We start from the raw sequence: 19878 nt of genomic DNA, 5'->3' as shown, positions 1-19878 counted from the left end.
TCTAAAACCTTAATGATTGCGCTTTTGAATATAGTGGGCAAGATCGATCAGTGGTTCTGCTTTTTTACCCAAAGGAGAGAGTAGCTCAATAGCTTCATTTGTGAGCTCATCAAGCTTTGCAATAGAATCTTCTAACCCTAAAAGTGAGATATAGGTGGATTTCTCTTGAAGAAGATCACTGCCAGGCTTTTTGCCGAGCTCTTCTTGGGTTCCGATGAGATCTAAAATGTCATCTTTAATCTGAAACGCAAGCCCAATATTATCGGCATAAACCGATAGTTTATCATAAGTTGATTGATCCGTATCGCCGGCAATTGCCCCAGCTAAAATAGAAGCCTTGATGAGTGCTCCGGTCTTTTTACGGTGTAGTGTCTCTAATTCATGAAGAGAGATGGTTCTATTTTCAGAAGAGAGATCGAGATATTGCCCACCGACCATTCCGGCACTGCCGGCAGCATGGCTAATGAGTTGAATCAGCTGTAATCTCTTCTCTGCAGAGAGCTCTTCAATATGACTTAAGCTTTCAAAACATGCGGTTAAAAGCGCATCGCCAGTTAAAATCGCGGTCGCTTCATCATAGGCCTTATGACAGGTTAATTTGCCACGTCGATACTCATCATCATCCATTGCCGGTAAGTCATCGTGGACTAAAGAGTAGGCGTGGATCATCTCAATGGCAGAGGCAATGGATAAAATTGCTGCCATCTTAGCATCACAGAGCTCGCCGCTAGCGATGGTTAAGAGTGGGCGAAGTCTTTTACCCCCATTGAGTGTGCTATAGAGCAGTGCTTCTTTAAGACGCTCAGGGGCTTCGATCTTCTCAAGCTCTTTTGTGAAAGCGGCTTCAAAGAGGTGAAGTTGCGTTGTAAACCAAGCGGTAGGCATGAGTTGCTAAGCTCCTTATGATTCAATCTGTTCTTTAGATAAGAGTTGAGAGATCTTCTTTTCAGAGGCTTCAAGCAGTGCTTGGCACTCTTTTGTTAGTCTGATTCCCTCTTCAAACTTTTGAAGAGATTCCTCTAGCGGAAGCTCATCATTTTCGAGTGCTTCTAAAATTTTAGTGAGCTTCTCTAATTGCGCTTCAATACTTAAGTTCTCAGCGATATCTTGACTTATTTTTTCGGACACAGATATTTCCTTAAAATAATTAATAATTCGGTCTCATATTCTAGATTGAGTGGGCGCTATATGCAATAATATTAGACCGAAGTCTGATCTAATCTGCGATGTGGGATTTCAACTCACTTTGCGGTTATTTTGGACTTTCAAATATTATTTCTCTCCCTGATTCAGCAAGAATTTAAATATGAGGTGCCTGTGACCAATATAAAGCGAGCTTCAACGCTACTATTGATAATGTTGATGAGTTTAAGTGTCGCTTTTTCTCAGGTTCATCCTATTAGCTCGTTACTGCAAAATGGATTAGGTGCTGTAGAAAGTGGTCAAGAAGAGGAGCTTATGCTTCCTGATCCTATGTCACTTAATACAGCATGGTGGAACTATTTTGAAAATAAAAAATCCGGCGATCTTAAACAGGCAGTGATCGACTTTATTCAACGTATTGATGAAGAGTCACAAAAATTGCCAGAAGAGGCTCTTAAGCGGGAATTGCCGAAGATCTCTCATATTAGCGCGAACTTTTTTGCTTATGTGGCTCTGAAAGAGAAGAGCGTTACGAAAAAGCGCTTCAAATTTGAATTGAAGGAACATTATAGTATTGGTGAGCTACTAACAATTATCCATCGTGAGCGGGAGTTGAGTACCGAACTTGTCAGTGTTCGAGAAGATATTCGTGATCAAGATGTTCAATATCGTGATATTACCCGAGATCTTAATAATCGCTTTGTCTCCTATCTTGAGACCGCAGAGGGAAGTCATGCTCGTTTCTTAGCCTCATTGCAGGTGATTACACTGCAGACGGAGCAGGCATTATTGACAGAGCGCTTACGCTTGTTGCGTGAAAATTTAAGTATTATTGAGTCGGAGTCTCGTGAGCTTCAGGATATCAAAAATGTCGCAATTACCCGCTTAACCTATACCAGTGATGAGATCGATGCGCTCAATGATCGGATCGATAACACTATTATTCGTCTTCAAGAAGCAAATACTAAATTACTGCGGGAGCAATCACAGCTTCTTCTGCTGCCTGATGAGACTGTAGAAGATCAAGCTGTTGCAAGATTACGCAATCAGCGTGTTGCAAAAGAGAAGATCAATGTAGCGATTTTGGAAGCGCGGCTCGATATGTATGAAAATGAGCGAGATATTTTGGCTATTCTCTCGGATGAAGAGGGGCTCGATGTTGAGCGAATACAGAAAAATTATGCCGATCGTCAGCGTAATTTAGAGGAGATCTCACTTAAAGCGAAAGATTGGTTCAACCAGAATGAGGTAGAGCGAAGTAATACCAATGCGCTCTTAGCGGATATTGAAATTCGTGGTGGCGTCAATGAGAATAGCTTCCTTGCCGGCATCGCGAATGATCGCCTAACGCTGATTCAAGAGACCTCTGTTCTGTTACAAAAGCTGCAGACAGAGATTGCCGATAGTCAGTTTATGGGGCGGATCTTAGAGAATCAATTATTACAGTTTCAAGGCGTATTGATGAATACCATCAATCGTACGAAAAGCACGCTCAGTTATGCTTGGCGCAATGTGAAGCAACTTTTGAGAACGCCACTCTTTACTGTGGGTGATACACCGGTAACCTCGATCAGTTTCTTTCAGTTTCTCCTCATTGTCCTAGTCTGTTGGTGGATCGCATTCTGGCTCAATCGTGTCTTCAATCGTATGGGGAATAAGCGAGGTGATGATAAATTACCGGCTTACTATCTTGCCGGGCGCTTAACTTACTACGCTATTATCCTCTTTGGATTTCTCTATGGTTTGACTGCTGTCGGCATTGATTTTACCAACTTTGCGCTTGTCGCAGGGGCACTTGCAATCGGACTGGGATTTGGATTGCAATCGATCGTTAATAACTTTGTTTCAGGTCTGATTCTGCTCTTTGAACGTTCGATTAAGGTGGGCGATTTTATTGAGCTACAAGATCAAAAGAGTGGAAAGCCTCTTTGGGGTGAGGTGAAAGAGATCAATGTCCGCGCTACGATTATTACTGATAATGATAATGTCGATATCGTGATTCCTAACTCTGAGTTTATCAATACCAAGATGCTCAACTGGACGCTTAAAGAGCCTCAGCGCCGTATGCGTTACCCCTTTAGAGTTGCTTATGGAACAGATAAGGAGATTGTTCGAGAAGTGGTTCTTGCCGCTGCAGAGGCGTTGCCACACACCTTAAAAGGAATTCCAGGACGTAATCCTGCTGTTTGGTTAGTCGATTTTAAAGATTACTACTATGAGTTTGAGTTAGTTGTTTGGCTCACCTCGCGGGCTGTGAAACGTCCCAATGGTATTCGCGCAGCTTATATGTGGGCGATCGACAGTGCATTAAGAGATAACAATATCGAGATTCCAGTTCCTCAGCGTGAACATCGTTTTCGTCAGGGAGAAGTTCTTCCTATTGAGCGTGTCGAGCAAGAGATCCTCGATGATGAGACCTTTTTAGAGGAAGCAGAGAGTGAGCCGCGCAATCGACAATAATTGGGGTATAATGGCCAAAATAAATTTATCAAAACAGATGTGATTAGAGGATCTGTCAGCGCATGATCAACTTCCGGTGGATCTTCAGTAAGATGGAGGCCACATAAAGATCAAGTGAAGATACAACAAAATACACAATAGAATACACAATAAAAGACACAATAAGATAGAGCTTAATAAAGATATTGAATATGAAAAAAATGACCTTTCAAGAGATGATTTTTACGCTGCAAACCTATTGGGCAGAGCAGGGATGTGCATTACTCCAGCCTTATGATATTGAGGTAGGCGCAGGAACATTCCATACGGCAACCTTTCTCCGAGCATTAGGGCCTGAGCCATGGGCAGCTGCTTATGTTCAACCTTCTCGCCGTCCAACGGATGGTCGTTATGGGGAGAATCCTAATCGTCTTCAGCACTACTACCAATTCCAAGTGGCGATTAAACCCTCTCCCGAGAATATGCAAGAGCTCTATCTCGGTTCATTAGAGGCGTTAGGGATCGATGTCACAAAGCATGATATCCGTTTTGTAGAAGATGACTGGGAGTCGCCAACTTTAGGTGCTTGGGGCTTAGGTTGGGAAGTCTGGCTCAATGGGATGGAAGTAACACAATTTACCTACTTCCAGCAGGCAGGCGGTTTAGAGTGTAAACCGGTTTTAGGGGAGATCACCTATGGACTTGAGCGCTTTGCGATGTATGTTCAGGAAGTTGAGAGTGTTTATGATCTTGTCTGGTCGGATGGACCTTTTGGTAAGATCACTTATGGCGATGTTTTCCATCAAAATGAGGTAGAACAATCTCACTATAACTTCTCCCATGCCGATGTTGAGTTTCTCCTAAATTCCTTTAATTTTTACGAAAAAGAGGTATCACGCCTTTTAGCTGAGAACCTAGCACTTCCTGCTTACGAGATGGTTCTGAAAGCTTCCCATGCCTTCAACCTATTAGATGCGCGTAAAGCGATCTCCGTAACAGAGCGACAAGGCTATATTTTACGAGTTCGTAAAATGGCGGGAATGGTGGCGAAGAGCTACTATGAATCCCGTGAAAGATTAGGCTTTCCTATGTTAAAAAGAGAGTCATAGAGTATATTTGTGATAGAGAGATGATGGCTTGATCCATCATCTTTTTTTATTCGTCATCATGTTCACCATTATATTCGTCATTATGATAAATGAGAGAGTATTATGTGATGACTCCTATCTGAGCTGATCTTAGCATCGAGATAGGGCGCGTAGATTTTGATAACCAATAGAGAGAGAAGAGTAGATAGAGATGGATATGCAAAAATATTTAGATTGTGCGTTAGAGGCTTCAGAGATTGCAAGAGAGCTGATCGCAACAGCTTATGATGAGAATGCCTTTAAGATTGAGATTAAAGCTGATGCAACGCCGGTAACAGAGGTGGATATTGCGGTAGAGAAAGCAATCTATGACCATATCTCTAAAGCTTTTCCTGATCACGGCTTTTATGGAGAAGAGAGCGGCCAGAAGAATATGAGTTCTGACTTTATCTGGCTCATTGATCCTATTGATGGCACTAAAGCATTTGTTCGCCGTCGTCCTTTTTTCTCTTGCCAAATTGCTTTAATGTATAAGGGAGAGATTATCTTAGGGGTATCAACAGCCCCCTGTTTTAACGGTGGTGAGCGAATCTATGCGCTAAAAGGGCAAGGCGCTTTTTTAGAGGGTAAAAAGATCTCCGTCAGTGATATCGATCAGTTATCACAAGCGGTCTTCTCTTCAGGAAATCTCAAGCGTTTAACTCAAGATGCTGAGAAATGGACAAATTATGGACAATTAGTTGGAGCGGTCAATTCTACGCGTGGATTTGGAGATTTTTTACAGTACCATTTCTTAGCAACTGGGAAAGTCGATATTATTGTTGAATCTGATGTCAATATCTTAGATATTGCAGCACTTTCGATTATTGTTAAGGAAGCAGGAGGAGTGATGACTGCACTCGATGGAGGCGCAATTGATCTTGATGTTACAACGATCCTAGCAACAACGCCGGCACTCCATCAAAAAGTGTTAGATCTTCTGCAATATTCTGCATAATTGTGAGAGACGGAATATTAAGGATAGAGTCGAGCTGTAATGATTGCTGAAATGAAGTGTTCAGATAAAACTTGAGATCAAGGTTTGAAATAAAGAGTTGGGATAAATATGAATAGAATGAACAGAGCGATCAAAACGGTTCTCAAAGCGGTAGGTATTATACTGATTCTATCTGCTTGTAGTACCTATTCTAATACGCCATCTCCCTCCTACATATCCGGAGGACCATTAACAGAGCGGCTTAAAAATTATGGTTTGAAGCCGGGAGATGAGGTCTTAATTCGCATCTTTAAAGAGGAAGCGATGCTTGAGGTGTGGATGAAGCCTAAAGGGAAAAAAGAGTTTATCCACTTCTCAAATTATCCTATTTGTAACTATTCAGGGACATTAGGACCTAAGATCTATGAAGGAGATCATCAAGCGCCAGAAGGTTTCTATCGGGTGGACCGTAGAGCGCTCAATCCTCATAGTCGTTTCTATAAATCTTTCAATCTCGGTTTTCCCAATAGCTTTGATCGAGCATTAGGTCGAACCGGAAGCTATTTGATGGTTCATGGTAAGTGTGATTCAGTTGGTTGTTATGCGATGACAGATCCGCAAATTGAGGAGATCTATGGGCTTGTTGAGCTTGCGCTAAAAAATGGCCAACCCTATGTTGAAGTGCAGGCTTATCCCTTTAAAATGGATAAGTCTAGACTCAATCGGGAGAAGCAATCACTTCACTATGAGTTTTGGGATAACCTGCAAGAGGGATATCAACAATTTGAGCGCTCACGGAGACCGCTCGACTATCGTGTCAGTGGTGGACGCTATCTATTTAAGGGATAGACTTGTCAATTGTGAAAATATTTAGTATCTTATCTGCCTCAACTGAAAAAGATTGGGTTGAGATACAGTTAGGAAAAGTGGCCGAGTGGTTGAAGGCGTTCGCCTGGAAAGCGGATATACGTTAGTAGCGTATCGAGGGTTCGAATCCCTCCTTTTCCGCCAGATATTTTGAATAAGCTCTTGTGTATACAAGAGCTTTTCTTTTTTATGGTACGAGAGTATACCAATGAGTAGTTGTTAAAACGGTTGGTAGCAAAAGAGTAAGAGAGAAATGGGGAGAGAATAAATAAGAGATGGCGGTAGAGTCTCTTAGAACAAAATGATACTTAAATTCTAAAAATAGCTATTGAAAGAGGGGATCGATAGCGCTATGCACGATGGAAAATTGTGAAAGAATTAATGATCGGTTAGATTCTATTTATTAATAGAGAAATCTCCTCAAACAATAAAAGCACCTCTTATAGGAAGATAAGGGGGTAGTTTAATCTGCCTAAAAGTTAAGCTTCTATTAGCTTTCGTTTTCTAACTATTAATTAAATAAAATCACACTAATACTTCACATGATTAACTATCAGCAAAATAATCATACTTGATTTAAAAAGACGATTTTCTAAAAACCGCTTATATTTTCAAATATTGATTTGGAATAGGCGTTGCGATAATCTCCCTAAACGTGATAACGCTATCGATCATATCTCATATTGAATGAGATTTATTAATATTGCAACTACTTGTTTTTCTTTTGAATTATTTTATAAAAGAGGTGTCGACAAAATAGATATTAAAGAGAAGCTATCTATTTGAGCTATAAGGAATCCTTAAAAGGTTATTGAAAGTGATTAATGAAGAGGATTAATTCTATCTATTTAAGAAATGTATAAAAAATGTATAAAAACGTATAAAAAGATGCAAAAAGGATAAAAGTTTATAATAAATTATAAAATGATGGAGTTAAAGATAAGATTTTGTTGTTGCTTGTAAGTGTCTAGAGAAAAATGGTGAATAATGGTTATTGCTAGCAATCTTTAGGAATTTAGACAGAGGTCTATATTGAGGGAAGGAGCGACTTATTAAAACCAATCCTTTAAAATAGAGTCTTAAATGCTTAAATAGTGATAGTAATGGGTAATGGTGAGAGCCACTATCTAGAAATTAATACCTATTGTGCGTATTATTGAGCGATATTGAGGGCCATTGAGCGGTAGTATAGAACACTCATTGAAGCCACTTAATTACTCGATGAAATTTTGATGGGATTACTTGATAAAGAAAAGTAAGAGGAGAGATTTGATGCAAACAATGGTAGGAATTATAGGGGTTACAGGGCGTATGGGGCAGGTGCTAAGTGAAGAGATTACAAAGCGGGAAGCGCTTAAGCTTGGGTGCTCCTACAGTAAAGAGTTAGCAGAAAGTAATCGATTAGCAACTGTTTTTAAGGAGAATGATGTCGTTGTGGATTTTTCCAATGCTGCGCTTGTGCCGGAGATCATCACTACCGCACTTAACGATCCGAAACCTCTAATTATCTGTACTACCGGTTGGGATCAAGCTCAGCTTATGCCGCAGATCGATCAGTTAGCGCAGAAAGTGCCGGTTATTTTAGCAACCAATACCAGTATTGGGGCGGCAATACAGCGTTATATTGTTCAAATTGTTGCCAAGGCCTTAGGTGAGGATTTTGATATTGATCTCCATGAGAGTCATCATCGCTTTAAAGTGGATAGTCCATCAGGAACTGCGACAACACTGCTTGAAGATATTGTTGCTGCAAAAGAGAAGGCTTTTAATAAGCAATATAGACCTTATCAAGTAGGTGATGGTGCGCGAGAAGCGGATAAGATAGGGGTCTCTGTCACACGTGCCGGCTCGATCGTAGGAGAACATGAGGTGACATTTACCAGTTTAGAGGAGCAGATCTCGATCAAGCATACTGCATTTGATCGTGCGCTCTTTGCTAAAGGCGCCCTTAAATGTGTTGAGTGGTTAAGTCAGGGGCAAAAGCCGGGACGTTATACGATTTTTGATGTTCTCAATCTCCATTAGAGTTTAACCGTAGCGATCTCTCTTTGGTTATCTCTTTGGTTAGCTATTGCCTTTAATTGCGAACGCTGGTGAGTGAATAGTTATGAGTGATACTTCTCTTTTTAAAGATGCATCTTAAGATTTCTTTAAGAAAAATAGAATAGAGTCTCTCTGTACTATCTATATAGATATAGACACTAATGTATGGATTATATCTATAGATAGAAGTGCAATCGATCTTGATAATGGCTATCGAGGTCTCCATATATTGATATATTAACTAGATTAGCTAACTAGATTCGCTAATTAAATTGGTTAATTGAGCTTAGTTCGATGAGCGCTAAGAATCTGTACGATAGCCTTATCATTAAAATAATAGGTAATAGGAAGGATAAAGATGAGCCAACAACTCTATATAAATGGCAAACCCGCTTCTCTTTTACAGAGAATCTTAGCTGCTGTGATCGGTATCGGAGCGCTCATTGTCTTTGCGTTTTTTGGACTCGCTGTTTTTGTGATTGGCTTAGGAGTGACAGCCGTGTTAGCGGTGATCTTCTTTTGGAAAACACGGAAAATTAGAAAGCAGGTGCGAGAAGAGATGGCGCGAATGCAGGAAGAGGGTAATGCTAATTTTTCTCAATTTTATGGTCAGCAGCCAAGTAGAAGGAAGGAGTCCGAAAAAGGGGAACTCTATGAAGGGGAGTATAAAGAGTTATAACTTTTTATAAGAAGTTGTCAAAGATGATTAAAATAATCGATTTTTCAGTATCTTTTTAGCTGGGATTAATGTATCATTTTTGCGGAATTATTATATTGCATTGCTATATTAGCTCTATTTTATTATGTAATATTAATAGGTTTAATGAGTCAATTTAAATGAATCAATTTAAAGGGCTAAAAAGCTTGATTTAATAAGGTTAGTTAATAATCAATATTAACTCTAACTGATTAATTTGATTATTAAGTTGATGAGGTCTTAGTTATAGGCTTCTGATTTTATTGGGGTTTTATCAACTGTTTAAACTATTAATAGACAAATATATTCTGGAGAAAAATAGATTTGTACTATTGGTAATGATGCGATCTATGATCACCTACAGCCGATCGGGAGATTCGTTGCATAATTAAAGTGCGAGTCTCAATTGAAAGCTTGAATGGTAAGCGAAAAACTGATTGACTGTGTAGCTATATAATTTTATGTGACTCTATTGAATGATCTTTTAAGGTCCTCAATTAATAGGAAGATAGATCGATAGCTAATCGATATCTATTATGAGAGTGGAGCCATATGGGGATTAATCGATAGGGTATTTTCTAACGTTGTATGTGTTGGATTAGACCGAGCTCACCTCAATTGTGAGCTAGGATGTGAAGAGGAAGATAGATGAAGAATCAAGAGTTTCGTGGTTTCACACCTTATGAGATTAAAGAAGGTGAAGAGTATATGAATGAGGCGCAACGTGAGCATTTTAAATTAATTTTAGAAGGCTGGCGCGAAGCATTAGTTCAAGAGGGTGAAAAGACCGTGAATAATATGCAAGATGAAGCCTTTAACCTTCCTGATCCCAATGATAGAGCAACACAAGAAGAGGGCTTCTCTTTAGAATTGCGCACTAGAGATCGTGAGCGTAAACTCCTTTCTAAAATTGAGAAGACCCTTCGTCGCCTCGGTTTAGATGATTATGGATATTGTGATATGTGTGGTATTGAGATCGGTATTCGTCGTTTAGAAGCTAGACCAACCGCAGAACTCTGCATCGACTGTAAAGAGATTGAAGAGCAGAAAGAGAAAGCGCGTATCAATTAGTTTTACACAAGATTAATGAATGAAGAAGAGACCAGTCCTAAAGGGGCTGGTTTTTTTGTGGGCGTCTACTCTTGTGAAAAAGGGGATGATTATGAGGGTTGTTCTCTTGGTCTGTCTAAAAGGTATGCTTTTCTTTCATAAAATAGAGCAATGTTGCAATAAGAGCTATAGGGGGAAGATAATAATTTATGTCTAGATATTACCCATTTGTGTGGTGGTAATGAAACTCCAATGATCTTAATTGATTGATAATAATGGGGTAAATTTTATTTTTTGGGATGCATCATCTATTGATTACTAATTGCGCAATATTTTGTTTGACAGAAAAGAGAGAATTTTCTATTATACAACTCCTCAGACAGAAACAACAAAAATTGTCTGGGGCTATAGCTCAGTTGGTAGAGCGCTTGCATGGCATGCAAGAGGCCGTCGGTTCGATTCCGACTAGCTCCACCATAAAGTCCCTATCGTCTAGAGGCCTAGGACACTGCCCTTTCACGGCGGCAACCGGGGTTCGAATCCCCGTAGGGACGCCATATTTAAGAAGCCTGCATCACACGATGCGGGCTTTTTTGTTTTGATGTTATCAATCGCTAAAGTAGCGCTATTTGCCGGCATGCAGATTATGGAAGAATGCAGTAGTCATCTCCGGCAACTCATCAACCTCTGTTTTTTCAACAGATAAGAAGGCTCGTAGAGCGGCGGGAACCAACTATTTTGCTCTTATTACAATCGCATGCCCGCCGATTGGCATCTCTGATACCCTCTTGCCGGTGATAGAGGATCGCCAACTGCCGGCGCATGATCTGTGGAAGAACGTGATAGTAAGATCCGGCAGCGTTCGGCCTCTTTGGTTTTGATGAATCGCGCTTTAGATAATTTTTATCACTGATACTTTTTTACGCATCTTTTTTCTAGATAATTGAAAAGAACAGAGAAGGGGGTAGCTCGCTATTTAACGAAGATCTCTCTTAAAAAGGGGTGATTTATCTAAAGAAGTTATCCACAAAACGTGATAATATATTGAGTCCCAATCGCTTGAGAGGATATCGCCCCTTATGTCTCCCCGTACGATCTATTTTATCTTAGGCCTACTGCCCTTAGCGGCGATCGCTTATGCTAAGTTTTATCTTGAAGATATTCAGTTATTAGAGCCATGCCCGTACTGCATGCTGCAACGGGGAATATTGCTTCTCTTTACGGCACTCTTTTGGTTGAGTGGGCTCTTTGTGCAGCGAGGCTCGCGCTTTATTGCATCCCTCTCTTCACTCCTTTTTGTTATTGTGGGTGCTCTGGGGCTCTTGATTGCCGGCAAACATATCTATCTTCAACTCAATCCCGTCGATACCTTAGGCTGTACCCAAACAACTTTGGCGATTACGGAAGTTTTTGATTATCAAATTGTGAAAGATCTTCTCTTAACGGGGGGAGATTGTAGTACTATCGATTGGACTTTCTTAGGTTTAACAATTCCGATGTGGACGGCGATTCTCTTTCTTCTCTTAACGGTGATCGGATTATTGATGAATCGTTATATGCGTCACAATGTTGTACGGCGACCCTACTATTAACATTTATCAGTGATCACCACGACTATCGGTGGCGTTATGTGTATATAAATGCAATAGGCCAAATGCAATAGATCGTATCATTAAGTTATTAGGGCAGAGGTTTAGTAAGGATTATCAGTATGCAGAACAGAGTGCAGAATAAAATTATTAATCTTGAGGATATCAACCTCAGTTTTGGATCGAGAGAGATCTTTAAAAATCTCTCATTAGCGATTCCAGAAGGTAAGATTACCGCAATCTTAGGGCCATCTGGCTCCGGCAAGACAACGTTGCTTCGCCTTTTAAGTGGTCAGATCCTGCCTAATTCTGGCAAAGTCACCTTGATGGGGGAGAATGTCGGCACGATATCAGAGCGGAATCTCTATAAGATTCGTACCAAAATGGGGGTTCTCTTCCAATCAGGAGCGCTCTTCACCGATATGACGGTTTTTGACAATGTCGCCTTCGCCTTGAGAGAACATACTAAACTTGATGAGTCGATGATCAATACCTTGGTGCTCTTAAAGCTTCAATCGGTCGGGTTGCGTGCGTTAAAGGACTCTTTCCCAGGGCAGCTTTCCGGAGGGCAGGCGCGTAGAGCGGCTTTAGCACGAGCTATAGCGCTCGATCCGGCACTACTTCTCTATGATGAGCCCTTTGCCGGACAAGATCCTATCTCGATGGGGGTTTTGATTCGTCTTATTAAGAATCTTAATGATGCCTTAAAAATTACAAGTGTTGTGATCTCGCATGATGTTGAGGAAGTTCTCTCCATTGCAGATCATGCCTGTATTTTGGGAGAGGGACGCATTATCGCTTATGGTTCTCCAGAAGAGATTCGTCACCATCAAGATCCTTGGGTTAAACAATTTATTAATGGAGAGTCAGATGGACCTGTTCCTTTCCATATCCCCACAAAACCGTTAGAGGAGGTTCTATTTTGAGTAATATTATCACCATGACCGGAGAGAAGAGTCGGGGATTAGTTAAGAATCTCGGTGAAGCGACGCTTCTACTTGTCAATATTTTAATGAACTCTTGGTATCTCTTTAAGAAGCCACGCCTCTTTGTTCGCCAGGTCTATCAGTTAGGGATTCTCTCTCTTCCTATTATTCTCTTATCGGGGCTCTTTGTGGGAATGGTGCTCTGTTTCCAAGCCTTTGTAAACTTGATCAACTTTGGCGCGGAAGCTTCTGTTGGAACCATTGTGGCATTAGCGCTCTTTCGTGAGTTAAGCTCTGTTTTAACAGCACTCCTCTATACAGGAAGAGCAAGCTCCTCATTGACTGCAGAGATTGGCTTAATGCGAGCTACAGAGCAGTGGGCAAGTTATGAATTAATGGCGATCAATCCTGTTCAATATATCTTAACGCCCCGTTTCTGGGCCGGCGTTATTGCAGTTCCTATCCTAGCGCTTCTCTTTAGTACGATCGGTATTATTGGTGGCTATGGTGTTGCGACCATCTCTTTAGGGGTAGATGGGGGCGCTTATTGGTCCCAAATGAAGTCAGGTGTCGATTTTGGTGTCGATATCGGGCTTGGGGTGGTTTTAAAAAGTTTTGTTTTCGGTATAATATCGAACCTCGTTGCGCTTTATATCGGATTAAAAGGGAGAGCAACCGCAAGCGGAATTGCTCGGTCGACGACCGATACAGTGGTTATTTCGTCACTATTGATCTTAGTGGCTGATTTCCTCTTAACAGCGATGATCTTTGGCGTATAGCGATTATCGATATTGATGATCGGAGATGCAACTTGAGATCAATTCCTTTTGCCGATTTTTAGAATTTAGAGTCTTACATATGATGAAATTTAGTTGGAAAAATTGCTTAGAAATTCTTGCGCTACAGATGTCGGAGGAAGAGTATAGCATGTGGATTTCACCACTTGAGGTGGTCTTCAAAGATGATCATGTCATGGTGCTTGCTGCAAATGAAATTGTACTTCGTGGTGTTCAAACTAAATTCAAGACATTATTAGAAAATGCCATTGTTGATGAGAGTGGTTTTGATATTGAGATTCGTTACGGATTAGGGACCGAATCTGAATATGAAGATCACCAAGTGAAGAAGCAGAGTAAACGAACAACTCGCCGTACAGGTCGAGCGCGCAATGTTACAAAGGATTCTATTCGTGAGCAATCGATAGAGACGAGTAACCTCAACCCCGATTTCAGTTTTGATAACTTTGTTGAAGGAAAGTCGAACCAATTTGCATTAGCGGCGTGTGCGCAGGTCTCAAAGAACCCTGGAACATCACACAATCCGCTCTTTATCTACGGAAATACAGGGTTAGGAAAAACCCACTTGATGCATGCTGTGGGGAATGCGATTAAGGAGCAATATCCTGATGCGCGTCTGATCTATCAACATTGTGATGGATTTATTGAAGATATTGTGCGAAGCATGCGCAATAATACGATCAATGAGTTGCGCCATTTCTATCGAACGCTCGATGCACTTTTGATCGATGATATTCAGCTTCTCTCAGGTAAAGGGGGCTCGCAAGAGGTCTTCTTCCATACCTTTAATACTTTGCTCGATGGTGGGCATCAAGTCATTTTGACCTGTGACCGTTATCCTAAAGAGTTAGAAGCGATGGAAGAGCGTCTTAAATCGCGATTTGCTTCCGGCTTAACGGTTGATATTAAGCCCCCTGATTTTGAGCATCGAGTGGCGATCTTAGAGCAGAAAGCGGAAGCGTGGGGTGTTGATCTCCCTAAAGATACAAAATTCTTTATTGGTGAGACGGTTCGGGCAAACGTTCGTGAGTTAGAAGGGGCTTTAAAGCAGGTTAATGCGATGGCTTCTTTTAAAGGGATGCCGTTAACTTTAGAGATTGCTCAAGAAGCATTGCGTCACTTAGTAGAGATTCAAGATCGTCAGATCACATTGGCGAATATTCAGCGCACAGTGGCAAGTTATTTTGATCTAGAGCTTTCAGAAATTTTAGGAAAGAGTCGAAAGGCGAATATTGTCAAGCCACGTCAATTAGCGATGTATATCTCCCGTGAATTGACAGAGCATAGCTTGCCGGAGATTGGGCGTGAGTTTATGCGAGATCACTCCACGGTGATGCATGCTTATGATAAGATTTCCGAAGAGTTAGAGACCAATATTCGTTTAAAACGAGATTTTGATGCGATTAAAGCCTCTTTATTAGTATAGAAGAGTAGATAAGAGCATCTATAAGAGTTTCTGATCGATCGATGGTGTAGTGAGTATCACTCGATCTTTAAAGAGAATATATCGGAGCTTACAGTGAATCACTTCATTGTAAGCTTTTTTTGTTTTGGTGATGGAGATTAGAAATAGGCCGAACGCTGCCGGATCCTACTATCGCGCTCTTCCAGAAAGTGCATGCCGGCAGAAGGCGATTTTTCAATCGCTAGTAATGAATGCCTTAAGTAATGATGATAACTTTCTCGGCACTGAAAGTGCCAATCTGCGGGCATGCGATGGTTAAAAGAACGAAATGGTTGGCTCCCGCGACTCAACAGATTTTCTTAAGAATCATAAGAATGATTGATTGAAATTAATAGAAACAGAAAGGGCTATTGAATTGCCGGAGATTACTACTGCGTACTTCTATAAGTTGCATGCCGGCAGAAGGCGATTTTTCAATCGCTAGTAATGAATGCCTTAAGTAATGATGATAACTTTATGATGATAACTTTCTCGGCACTGAAAGTGCCAATCTGCGGGCATGCGATGGTTAAAAGAACGAAATGGTTGGCTCCCGCGACTCAACAGATTTTCTTAAGAATTGTTGATTAAACAGGGAGGTGATTGCTAATGGATATCACTACCTTAATCTCATTAGTAAATAACGTTAGAAAGTAATGTTAGAAAGTAACGTTAGAAAATATTCTTGAGCCACTCAATTTTATAAGGCTCTTCACCGACGATGGTGATAAGATCGATTCTTAAAGGGAGATCAGTCGGATATTGTTGTAGATAGGTCTCAATGGTAAGACGCATGCGCTCCTGCTTTTGTGGGGTAATTGCATCGGCAGCGGTGGCGAAGTACTCATTCCGGCGATACTTTACCTCAATAAAGAGGAGACACTTTTCTTGAGGATGATCTGCCGCTTCTAAGGCAATAATATCGATCTCCCCATAACGCGAATGGAAGTTCTGTTTGATAATTTCACAATCTCGCTTGAGAAGGTAGTTCTGAGCGATCTTTTCACCCTTGTTTCCCTGTATTTTGCTGTTCGTCATTTTAAGCATCTCTTGATATACTGACCTTTTTCGAGATAGATAAAGAGTGAATTGATGTCAACTTGTTACGTTGTTGCAACCCCGATCGGAAATCTTCAAGATATGACGCCAAGAGCGGTGGAAACCTTGAAGAGTGTCAAAGCAATTTTTGCAGAAGATACGCGTGTATCGGCAAAATTATTGCTCCATTTTGGCATTAATATTCCGTTAATCTCTCTCCATGAACATAATGAGATGAGTCGTTTAGAGAAGATTACTGACTATCTCTCCGCCGGTGATTCAGTGGCGATCATCTCAGATGCCGGCACCCCTTTGATCTCCGATCCCGGTTTTACTGTAGTACAACATCTGCGAAAAGAGGGATTTCTAGTCGTTCCTATCCCGGGAGTGAGTGCGATAATTACAGCGCTCTCTGTTGCCGGCATTCCTACCGATCGCTTCACCTTTATCGGTTTTCTTCCCTCTAAGAAAGGGCAGAGACAATCAGAATTAGCGCAACTTGCGAAAGCGGAAGAGACCTTAATCTTCTATGAGTCGAGCCACCGCATCTTAGCGATGTTAGCAGACTTGGTGGCGACTTTTGGTGCAGAGCGACAGATCTTTGTGGGGCGGGAGATGACCAAACGCTTTGAAGATTATCGTTATGGCACAGCAGAAGCGCTCCATCAACACTATGAAACCCATAGCGGAGAGATTCGCGGAGAGTTTGTCGTGGTAACAACGGGTGAAAAGCAGGTTGCTGAGGCAGGGGATCTCTCCTATATGCTTCTTCTTGAGACCTTAATGGCAGAGAAGCTCCCTTTAAAGCAGATCTCCACTATATTGCATAAAGTGACAGGCAGAGCTAAAAATGAGCTCTATCAAGAATTATTAGCATTGAAAGATGAGGAGTCATCATCATGAGTGAAAATGTGAAAGAGCAGGTAGCGGCAGATGTTACCTCAACCGCAGAAGCGGAAAGAGAAGAGAAGGCGCTCCACAAATTTAGCCGATATGATTGGATTCTTGGATCGAAATTAGCAGGCCTCTTCTCGATTCGGATGTTAGGGATCTTTATTATTCTACCGATCTACTCCTTCTATACAAAAGAGCTTTCAGGAACAACCCCGCTTCTTGCCGGGCTCTTTATTAGTAGTTACGCCTTAACACAGATTATTTTACAACCGCTCTTCGGTACCGTATCTGATTATTTTGGGCGGAAGATGACGATCACAATTGGGATGGCACTCTTTGTGATAGGGAGCTTGATGATCGCCTTTACCGATTCGATCTATATGGCGATCTGGGGGCGCGTTGTTCAAGGCTCTGGTGCCGTCTCGGCAGTTGTATTGGCATTTACAAGTGATGTGGTAAGAGAGGAGATCCGCGGTAAAACCATGGCACTGATCGGTGTTAGTATCGGTTTTACCTTTGGTCTTGCGATCTTTATCTCCCCCATTATTTATGGTTTTTTTGGAGGGATGGGGGTCTTTCTTCTCTGTGCGATTTTGGGAGTGATTGCGATCTACGTTACATTAGCGCAATTGCCGGCCAGTGAACAACATAAGGAGAATCGGGAAAATCCCAAACCATTGATGGAATCGATTAAAGAAGCATGGTCTGATGGCGATATTAATCGACTCTATCTCGGTGGCTTTATGCTTCATCTTATCTTAACGCTTGGGTTTACCATCTTTCCTTGGTTACTCGAAGGGGAAGGTTTCCTACCACAAGATTCATGGAAGATCTATCTGCCAAGCTTTCTGATCGCTATTATCTTGATCTTTCCCGGCGTAGGTGTTGCCGAGCGTTTTCGTCAATTTAGATTATTCTTCTTAATCTCGATTGCGGCGCTGATTATTGCGATGATTGCTTTAGCCTTCGTCTCTGGATATGGTAATTATCTCTTCTTTATGACCCTCTTTTTCTGGGGTTTTAATATGATGGAGGCGATGCAACCCTCCTTGATGAGCCGCTTAGCACCCACGCAAAATCGTGGAATGGTGATGGGGTTCTTCTCATCGAGCCAATTTTTAGGTGCTTCTGTCGGCGGGATTTTAGCAAGTGTTATCTTTGGCTACTTTACTGCATTGCCGGTATTGATTGTGGGAGCTGTGCTTCTGGCGCTCTGGTTCATTATTGCTATTCCGATGCGCAACCCACAAAAGCGGAGCGAAAAGGGAGAAGATGAGGCATCTCATGAGAAAGAGGATGAGATACCGGTGGCATAAAATATAAAATGAATTGACCTCTTTTTACTTAGAGGACGATTTTAGATACGGTTTTGTTCGCTGATGCGGTACAATATCTCCCTATGAGAAGTGTATCGATCAGCGATTTTTATTGGGGATGATCTATAGGAAGATGATCTATAGAGTTTCAGTAGATCATAATCAGTTTTGATAACGCACTCCGATAATAATCTTCAATAAAAGCTCGATAAAAGCTTCGATAAAGCTTCGAACGTTTTACCCTATTTGTGGCGCTCACTTTAGTGAGTGGCCCTTATTCTTTAACAATTAAGAGATATTCATGAGTTCATTTACCCAAGTTGCAAAACAGGTTGCGATTGATTCAGGTCGTGGCATTCGTTCAATTTATTATCGTTTAGATCGTTTAAGCCCAGAGCAGCGTGCAGATGATCAACTTTTCCAACAATTTTATGAAAAGATTGAAGGAGATATGATCGAAGCACTTCTAAAGCTCTATCCCGATCACACCTTCTATGCGAACTACCATTCCGGCTTAAGTAATAGCCCCCGTTTTACTTGGTATGTGGGTTTAAGTGGTGCAGAAAATTTCCGTCTTATGACCCCTCATTTCTCCATTACGATCGCTTTAGAGATGGATGGAGAGCTTCAATCTGCCGTGATCTATGATCCGATTGCCGATAAAATTGTGGCAGAAGCTTCAAAAGGCTTAGGCGTTCTCTCAGAAGATGAAGAGCAGCGTATTCGCTTAGGTAAGAGTGATGGTAAGATTGAAAATGCTTTCCTCTTGACGGCATTGACGACAAAAGAGGAAGATCTAGAGCGTTTTGGGCAGATGCAATTTAAGTGTAAGGCGCAACGTATTTTAGGTGATTTTGCAAAAGATAGTGCATTAGTAATTAAAGGGCATTATTCAGCTTACTATGCACCCACTTTCGATCTTTGTACCTTAAAAGCAGTGCAATTGATTGCCGGTGAGGCGGGGTCATTAGTGACCGATTATCAAGGTGGTGAAAAGGTCGAGCAGAGCGGTCATGTTGTGGTAACTCATCCAAAGCTTCTTAAAGAATTGTTACAATCATTGCGTCTCTAATCTTAATGAGTATCCCAATTGTTGTCTGAATTGTACTTCATACAACAAGTTGAACGAGAGCCGGCATCATTGATGTCGGTTTTTATGATTGCTGAAAAAATACCTAATATAGCAATAAAACTACTGTAAACATTTTGGAGTAAATTTTCCGCTTGCCGATCAATTTTCTTCGCCTTTTTTTCAATGTCATTAGCTAATTGATTCGCTTTTTCAAGGCGCTCTTCTATAAATTCTTTTTGGTAAATAGCAAGTTGTATGTGTCTTTTAAGCTTGCCCGATACTTTATATATTTGCTCTCCATATTGCTGACTCTCTGTCGATAGCATTGTTATCCTAGAGGTAATATCGCCGAATGTTTCTTCTATTCGTTTGAGGCTAAAATTAACCGAATGTTTATAGACAAAAAAAGCAATGTAGTCATAAGGAATGAGCTCTCTCTTCTTCTTTTTCCAGATTAATTAGGAAACTGGTAAATTTATCTATAAATAGATTTGAAAGT

General features: G+C 41.1%; 18 protein-coding genes and 3 tRNA genes. 17 read left to right on the top strand and 4 right to left on the bottom strand.

Annotated features, from left to right (window positions below):
- Positions 1-9 precede the first annotated feature (9 nt).
- Together B9T19_RS04490 and xseB are read right to left on the bottom strand one after the other, a co-directional pair.
- Positions 10-885 carry a polyprenyl synthetase family protein gene (locus tag B9T19_RS04490; protein ID WP_094567419.1) on the bottom strand — a complete coding sequence of 292 codons (876 nt, stop codon included), beginning with the start codon at positions 883-885 and terminating at the stop codon, positions 10-12.
- 15 nt (positions 886-900) lie between these two features.
- Positions 901-1128: an exodeoxyribonuclease VII small subunit gene (gene xseB, locus B9T19_RS04485; protein ID WP_233146794.1), complete on the bottom strand. Its 228-nt coding sequence runs from the start codon at positions 1126-1128 to the stop codon at positions 901-903.
- 189 nt (positions 1129-1317) lie between these two features.
- Between xseB and B9T19_RS04480 the strand changes: the two genes are divergently transcribed.
- The 14 genes from B9T19_RS04480 (at position 1318) to dnaA (ending at position 15041) form a co-directional block, all read left to right on the top strand.
- Positions 1318-3603 carry a mechanosensitive ion channel domain-containing protein gene (locus B9T19_RS04480; protein ID WP_143436854.1) on the top strand — a complete coding sequence of 762 codons (2286 nt, stop codon included), beginning with the start codon at positions 1318-1320 and terminating at the stop codon, positions 3601-3603.
- A gap of 191 nt (positions 3604-3794) precedes the next feature.
- Complete coding sequence (gene glyQ / locus B9T19_RS04475) at positions 3795-4691, top strand: glycine--tRNA ligase subunit alpha (protein ID WP_094567417.1); 897 nt, start codon at positions 3795-3797, stop codon at positions 4689-4691.
- Between the two features lie 190 nt (positions 4692-4881).
- Positions 4882-5667 (top strand): inositol monophosphatase family protein, encoded by a 786-nt coding sequence (locus B9T19_RS04470; RefSeq protein WP_304441078.1) that lies wholly within the window; start codon positions 4882-4884, stop codon positions 5665-5667.
- 108 nt (positions 5668-5775) lie between these two features.
- The gene (locus B9T19_RS04465; protein WP_233146793.1) at positions 5776-6495 is read left to right on the top strand and encodes a murein L,D-transpeptidase family protein; all 720 of its coding nucleotides are present in this window, start codon (positions 5776-5778) and stop codon (positions 6493-6495) included.
- Between the two features lie 71 nt (positions 6496-6566).
- Positions 6567-6657, top strand: a tRNA-Ser gene (locus B9T19_RS04460).
- 1128 nt (positions 6658-7785) lie between these two features.
- Positions 7786-8538: a 4-hydroxy-tetrahydrodipicolinate reductase gene (dapB, locus tag B9T19_RS04455; protein WP_094567416.1), complete on the top strand. Its 753-nt coding sequence runs from the start codon at positions 7786-7788 to the stop codon at positions 8536-8538.
- Between the two features lie 376 nt (positions 8539-8914).
- Positions 8915-9235, top strand: a complete 321-nt coding sequence (locus tag B9T19_RS04450) for a hypothetical protein (protein WP_094567415.1) — start codon at positions 8915-8917, stop codon at positions 9233-9235.
- Between the two features lie 666 nt (positions 9236-9901).
- Positions 9902-10324, top strand: a complete 423-nt coding sequence (gene dksA / locus B9T19_RS04445; protein ID WP_094567414.1) for an RNA polymerase-binding protein DksA — start codon at positions 9902-9904, stop codon at positions 10322-10324.
- 380 nt (positions 10325-10704) lie between these two features.
- Positions 10705-10780 (top strand) — tRNA-Ala (locus tag B9T19_RS04440).
- A 4-nt stretch (positions 10781-10784) separates the two neighbouring features.
- Positions 10785-10860, top strand: a tRNA-Glu gene (locus B9T19_RS04435).
- 522 nt (positions 10861-11382) lie between these two features.
- Positions 11383-11895 carry a disulfide bond formation protein B gene (locus B9T19_RS04430; protein WP_094567413.1) on the top strand — a complete coding sequence of 171 codons (513 nt, stop codon included), beginning with the start codon at positions 11383-11385 and terminating at the stop codon, positions 11893-11895.
- Positions 11896-12014: 119 nt separating this feature from the next.
- The gene (locus B9T19_RS04425; protein ID WP_094567412.1) at positions 12015-12818 is read left to right on the top strand and encodes an ABC transporter ATP-binding protein; all 804 of its coding nucleotides are present in this window, start codon (positions 12015-12017) and stop codon (positions 12816-12818) included.
- Positions 12815-13597: an MlaE family lipid ABC transporter permease subunit gene (locus B9T19_RS04420; protein WP_275665822.1), complete on the top strand. Its 783-nt coding sequence runs from the start codon at positions 12815-12817 to the stop codon at positions 13595-13597. The genes B9T19_RS04425 and B9T19_RS04420 overlap by 4 nt, the downstream gene beginning before the upstream one ends.
- Positions 13598-13676: 79 nt before the next feature.
- A complete protein-coding gene (dnaA, locus tag B9T19_RS04415) occupies positions 13677-15041 on the top strand; it encodes a chromosomal replication initiator protein DnaA (RefSeq protein ID WP_229821701.1) in 1365 nt (454 codons plus the stop codon).
- 690 nt (positions 15042-15731) lie between these two features.
- Here dnaA and B9T19_RS04410 read toward each other — a convergent pair.
- Entirely contained in the window at positions 15732-16097 is a 366-nt protein-coding gene (locus tag B9T19_RS04410; protein ID WP_157957445.1) for a YraN family protein, read from the bottom strand.
- 54 nt (positions 16098-16151) lie between these two features.
- On the opposite strand from B9T19_RS04410, the gene rsmI reads away from it, so the two are divergent.
- From rsmI to B9T19_RS04395, 3 genes are all read left to right on the top strand, one after another.
- Complete coding sequence (rsmI, locus tag B9T19_RS04405) at positions 16152-17000, top strand: 16S rRNA (cytidine(1402)-2'-O)-methyltransferase (RefSeq protein WP_094567410.1); 849 nt, start codon at positions 16152-16154, stop codon at positions 16998-17000.
- A complete protein-coding gene (locus B9T19_RS04400) occupies positions 16997-18307 on the top strand; it encodes an MFS transporter (protein WP_094567409.1) in 1311 nt (436 codons plus the stop codon). The genes rsmI and B9T19_RS04400 overlap by 4 nt, the downstream gene beginning before the upstream one ends.
- Before the next feature lie 301 nt (positions 18308-18608).
- A complete protein-coding gene (locus B9T19_RS04395; protein ID WP_094567408.1) occupies positions 18609-19379 on the top strand; it encodes an inositol monophosphatase family protein in 771 nt (256 codons plus the stop codon).
- 2 nt (positions 19380-19381) lie between these two features.
- On the opposite strand, the gene B9T19_RS04390 is transcribed toward B9T19_RS04395, so the two are convergent.
- On the bottom strand, positions 19382-19705 hold the full coding sequence (locus B9T19_RS04390) for a hypothetical protein (RefSeq protein WP_094567407.1): 324 nt from the start codon (positions 19703-19705) through the stop codon (positions 19382-19384).
- Between the last annotated feature and the right edge of the window lie 173 nt (positions 19706-19878).

Source organism: Ignatzschineria sp. F8392 (genome assembly GCF_002252045.1).
Lineage (GTDB): Bacteria > Pseudomonadota > Gammaproteobacteria > Cardiobacteriales > Wohlfahrtiimonadaceae > Ignatzschineria.
Note: the sequence above shows the minus strand (reverse complement) of the source record. Positions and strands in the feature narration are given on the sequence as shown.